Raw genomic sequence first — 5,092 nt, forward strand, 5'->3', positions numbered from 1 at the left:
CGCTGGAACAGCGCGTCGGCGTCTACTCGCTGGCGCGCTTCTTCCCGGAGTTTTGGGGTGAGCCGGAGAGACCCGGGCGCGAGGCCCGCACCTTCGAGACCCTGATCTCCTTGTACCGCCAGGGCCGCTACGCCGCCGGGGCGGAGTGGATTCGGGCCCTGGCTCCGAACGCGGCGGCCGCCAAGGCCCTGCCCGCCGCCGTGGCCGTTCACGGCGCGCGCCACCTGGTCGCTGCCGGATTTCCCGAAGACGCCTTGGCCTTGCTGCCGTCCGGGCCCCCGCGCGAAGCGGGCCTCCGCGGGTTGCACCACGAGGTCGGCGCCCGCGCCGCCCTCGCGCGCGGCGACGCCGAAACGGCAACGGTTGACTTAGACTTGGCCGAGCGGGCCTACGGCGAGGCGCACGATCTCCTCGGGGATTCCCGCGTCGCCAACCTTCGCGCCCTGCTCGCCAAGCGCCGCGGCGACGCCGCAGCGGCCGAGGCCTGCTTTCAGCAGGCCATCGAGGCCGCTCGCGCCGGCGGCGACGCCTATCACGAGGCGATGGCCTGGATGAACCTCGCCCTCCTCGACTACGACCAAGGGCGCTGGAGCCGCTGCCAACAGGCCTACCGCGAGGCCTTCGCGCGGGAGCAGGCGGTCGACCAGCCCCAGCTTTCCTGCAAGCTGCGCGAGAACTGGATCAACCTCCTTCTTTATCTCGGCAAGACGGAGGAGGCCGAGGCCCGATGCTATGAGCTGCTGAAAATCTCCCTGCACGCCGGCTACCGCGAGCAGCAGGCGGCCGCCCTCAACGTCCTGGCGCAGATCGCCAGGCAACGCGGCGAGCTCGCGCGGCAGCTCGCCCTCCTCGAGCAGGCCCTTTCCATCCTCGACCCGGCCCAACACCCGCAGTGGTATTTTCAGTGCCGCCACGACCGCGGCCTGCTCCAGTATGAGGCGCAAAAATACGCCGCCGCCCAGCTCGACGCGGAGGCAGCCTTGGAAATCGCCGAGCGCCGCTCCCAGCCGGCTTGGCTGGCCATGGCCCGGCTCCTCTTGGGACGGGTGCTGCGCGACCGGCCGAGGACGGACCTGGACGGGGCCGCGCGAGCCCTGAATCTCGCGCACCATGCGGCCTGGGAACTGGGGATTCGCCCGCTGCTCTGGGAAATCGATTGGGAGCGCGGCCGACTCGCGCGTCGCAGGCAAGAGCGGGAGCGGGCCTGCAACTATTTCCTCAGCGCACGGCGCCAGCTCGAAGCGCTGCTGCCCGAGCTGCCCCCCGCCCTCCAACAGAGCTACCTCCGCGACCGCAAGCTCGAGCGAATCGCGGAAGAAATCCGGGCGGCGGCCGAAGACGGGAAGCCGGCGACACAACTTCCTGCGGAGGATGGGCCGAAAAAGGACTAAGCAATGGGGCATTGCCTGCCAAGACACCGCCCGGTAAAATCAGCTGTCCCCATTTCCCAGGAGGAGCCGTTTATTTTCAAGCCCTTGCGCATCCTAACCCTAGTGATCACGCTGGCCTTGGGCCTCGGCGGCCTCGCGGCCTGCTCGGGGATGACCGGACTGGGCGGGGCCCCTGGCGGCTTCGCGGACGGAGGCGGCTCTAAGGACGAAAGCGGATCGGGGGGCGAGGCGCCGGCCGCCGAGCCCGGCGCCGCCGCCAATACCCTGGGCGGCTACCGCCCCGGCAGCGACGGCGTCCCGACAGGACTCACCAAGATGGAACCGCCCAGCTCGGGCGGCGGCTCGGAAGTCCCGGGCGCCGCGAGCCAATACACGATCGCCAACAGCAATCCCTTCGGCGGCTATCGCCCCGGAAACGACGGACAAGTACAGCGCGGCCACAATGTCACGATCTCGGTCTCCGCCTTAGACGGCCGGAGCAACTGCAAACGCCCCCTGGACGCCCCCTTGGAGACGCTGTTTCCCGAGGCGGGCACGCCCATGGTCTACTGGTGGTTGAGTCAGGAGGAGAACGGTCCCTACATCCCCACCGGATACCAAAAATCGGCCAACGAGTACGGACGCGTGGTCTTCTCCTGCATCGATTACGGCGAGGAAACCACCTATTACAAACATGCCCTGATCTTGGTCAGCTACACCGACGCCCAGGGCCGCGTGCATCGCAGCGAGAAGCTTCCGATCGTCTGTCCGGATATCCAAAAGTACGAGACGGCCGAATTCTGCCTCAGCCTCGAGGCCCCCAGCCCGTCCTTACGCCGCGGCGCCGCGAGGCAGATCCTCTTGCAAAATCCCGACAACGCGAGTTCGTTTCAAAAAGTCCGGGCGCTGCCCGAAGCCTCCGAATAAACCGACACTGGATTAAGGCTGGGTGTAGCGAATCGCCAGGCCGCGGCAGTAGGCGTCCTTGCGGTAGAAGGTGAGGCCGTTCCGCGCCATCCCGCCGGACTCGCAGCCCAAGAGCAAGACGGCCTCGGCCTGGGCCTTGGCGCCCTCGCGGCGCAGCTGCAAGCGCGCCTCGAGCAGGTCTTTCTTGCCGGCGCCCAGCGGGGTCAAGACCTCGTAGGGCCGGGGCGGTGTCGCCTCGAGGAGGGGCGGGAGATTTTCGTCGGGATTCGGAAGGGCCGCCGAGGCCGCAAAGGCCGCGGGGACCTGGGCCAGGATACCAAGGAAGAAAAGCAGCGCGGGAAGGATCTTTGCGGGACGCATCCCGCGGTGTATAGTCGAAAGCCGCGGCCCTGGCTAGGCCCAAGGCTGTTGAAAAACCACCGGTGGTTGGGCCAAGCCGCCACAGGCGGATTGGCGGGCCCCGAAAATCCGAAGGATTTTTGGGCGTTATATGGAGCCGGATTTATTCCGGCGTGAATAAAAATCGTTTTTCAACAGCCTCCTAACGAGGTGCCTGATGACCGAGCTCTTAAAGAAGAAATGCGTCCCCTGCGAGGGCGGTATCCCCAAGCTGGAGGGCCCCGTCTTGCAAATGATGCTCCAAGAGGTCTCCGGATGGGAGCTACGGGGGGACCGCATCCACAAGGACTTCCGGTTTAAAAACTTCCTCCAAGCCATGGACTTCGTCAACGCCATGGCCCGACTGGCCGAGGACGAGGGTCACCACCCCGATTTTTGCGTCCATTACCGCGAGGTCGCGGTCACGATCTGGACCCACGCGATCGGGGGCTTGAGCGAGAACGACTTCATCCTCGCCGCGAAGATCGACGCCCTGCCCCCGCCGAAATAAGCGCGCCCCGAGAATCCTTGCCAGACGTCGCGCTCTTCCCTAAACATTCCACCCCAGCCTATGAAAAAACTCCTTCGCAGCCTCTTCTACCTGGTCGGCATCCTAGCCCTGCTCTTTGGTCTCTTCCTCGCCTACTCGCTGCGCCCGGCGGTCACGGAACCGGAATTCCCCCGCGCCGGGATCTTGCAATTCCCCGGGCCGCGCGAGGCGCCGCAGACCGCCCTGCCCGAGCGCCTGAGCGTCGTCAGCTACAACATCGGCTACGGCTCGGGCGTGAAGAACAACAAAGTGGCCGTCGCCGACCGCGCCGAGGTACTGCGCAACTTGGACGAAATGGCCGCGCGGCTGGCCGAGCTCAAGCCCGACCTGCTGCTGCTTCAAGAAGTCGACTTCAACTCCCAGCGCAGCTTCGGCATCGACCAGATGCGCTACCTGGCCGAGAAGCTCGGGATGCGCCACGGCGCCTACGTCGTCACCTGGAATCTCAAATACGTCCCCTTCCCCTACTGGCCGCCCTCCGGGCACTTCGGCAAGGTCGTCTCGGGGCAGGCGGTGCTCAGCCGCTTCCCGATCACGGCCCAGCAGCTGATCGAATTCCCCAAGCCCGACGAGAACCCCTTCTGGTACAACTGGTACTACCTCGACCGCATCGTCCAGCACCTCACCATCCAGCTCGGCCCCGAGACCCTCTCGCTCTATAACATCCACCTCGAGGCCTTCGCCGTCGCCACCCGCGAGGAGCAGCTGAAAAACCTCGGGCGCCTGGTCAAGGCCGACCCCGCCGAACTCAAAATCGCAGGCGGCGACTTCAACCTCGCCTCGCGGATGGAGGCCGGCCGCCAGGACGAGGACCGCGATCTCAAGGACCTCTTGGGCGAGTTCTCCCGCACCACGGGCTTAAGCCCCGCCGTCACGGCCGAGGGGGTCTACAGCATGCCCAGCTGGGAGCCCTACAAGCTGATCGACCATATCTACTTTTCCTCGAAGTTTCGCCTGGAAAAGGCCGGAAACATGGTGAATTCCACCGTCAGCGACCACCTGGCGGTCTGGGCGATCCTGGGATTTTAGGGCTTGTCCTGAATCGGCCCTTGGGATAGTCCGGGGCCATGCAACGCCAGGCCCTGTTGGAACAGCTCAAAACCGGAGATTTCGATTTATTGGTCATCGGCGGCGGCGCCACCGGCGCCGGCATCGCCCTCGACGCCGCGACCCGCGGCCTGAAGGTCGCCTTGGTCGAGCGTGACGACTTCGCCTCCGGTACCTCCAGCCGCAGCACCAAGCTCATCCACGGCGGCGTGCGCTACCTCGAGCAGGCGGTGAAGAAGCTCGACAAGGGACAATGGAACCTCGTCCGCGACGCCCTCCACGAGCGCGCGACGGTCATCAAGCTGGCGCCGCACCTGGCCCATCCCCTGCCGCTGGTCACGCCGCTCTACAACTGGTTCGGGATTCCCTATTACCGCATCGGGCTCAAGATGTACGACTGGCTCGCGGGCAAGTCCAACCTCAAGCCCAGCCGCTACCTCCGAGCCAAGGACGCCAAGAAGAGCTTTCCCATGCTCAAGGCCAAGGGCCTGCGCGGCGGCGTGCTCTACTACGACGGGCAATTCGACGACGCCCGCATGAACGTCACCATCGCGATGACGGCCATCCAGCAGGGCGCGACCGTGCTCAATCACGTCGAGGTCACGGACCTGCGCAAGGAAAACAGCCGCCTGGTCGGCGCGATGGTGCGCGACCGCTTCACCGGCGAGGCCTTCCCCGTGAAGGCCAAGGTCGTCGTCAACGCCACCGGCCCCTTCTGCGACCACATCCGGCAGATGGACGATCCCAAGGCGCCCAAGATGCTCAGCGCCAGCTCGGGCATCCACATCGTCCTCGACAAGCGCTTCTCGCCGCCCGCCAC

General features: G+C 66.0%; 6 protein-coding genes. 4 read left to right on the forward strand and 2 right to left on the reverse strand.

Annotation, left to right across the window (positions count from 1 at the left end; genetic code table 11):
- Positions 1-1,387: 1,387 nt before the first annotated feature.
- Positions 1,388-1,651, reverse strand: coding sequence for a hypothetical protein (locus FBR05_14650; GenBank protein ID MDL1873417.1), 264 nt, complete (start codon positions 1,649-1,651; stop codon positions 1,388-1,390).
- Positions 1,652-1,706: 55 nt separating this feature from the next.
- Between FBR05_14650 and FBR05_14655 the strand changes: the two genes are divergently transcribed.
- Positions 1,707-2,297, forward strand: a complete 591-nt coding sequence (locus FBR05_14655) for a hypothetical protein (GenBank protein ID MDL1873418.1) — start codon at positions 1,707-1,709, stop codon at positions 2,295-2,297.
- A 12-nt stretch (positions 2,298-2,309) separates the two neighbouring features.
- Here FBR05_14655 and FBR05_14660 read toward each other — a convergent pair whose 3' ends face one another.
- A complete protein-coding gene (locus FBR05_14660; protein ID MDL1873419.1) occupies positions 2,310-2,657 on the reverse strand; it encodes a hypothetical protein in 348 nt (115 codons plus the stop codon).
- A 196-nt stretch (positions 2,658-2,853) separates the two neighbouring features.
- Here FBR05_14660 and FBR05_14665 point away from each other — a divergent pair, with 196 nt between their 5' ends.
- The 3 genes from FBR05_14665 to FBR05_14675 all read left to right on the forward strand — a co-directional run.
- Complete coding sequence (locus FBR05_14665; GenBank protein ID MDL1873420.1) at positions 2,854-3,186, forward strand: 4a-hydroxytetrahydrobiopterin dehydratase; 333 nt, start codon at positions 2,854-2,856, stop codon at positions 3,184-3,186.
- 60 nt (positions 3,187-3,246) lie between these two features.
- Entirely contained in the window at positions 3,247-4,254 is a 1,008-nt protein-coding gene (locus FBR05_14670; protein MDL1873421.1) for a hypothetical protein, read from the forward strand.
- 38 nt (positions 4,255-4,292) lie between these two features.
- A partial coding sequence (locus FBR05_14675) for an FAD-dependent oxidoreductase (protein ID MDL1873422.1) occupies positions 4,293-5,092 on the forward strand: 800 nt, incomplete at its 3' end.

The sequence above is a fragment of the Deltaproteobacteria bacterium PRO3 genome, assembly GCA_030263375.1.
Lineage (GTDB): Bacteria > UBA10199 > UBA10199 > DSSB01 > DSSB01 > DSSB01.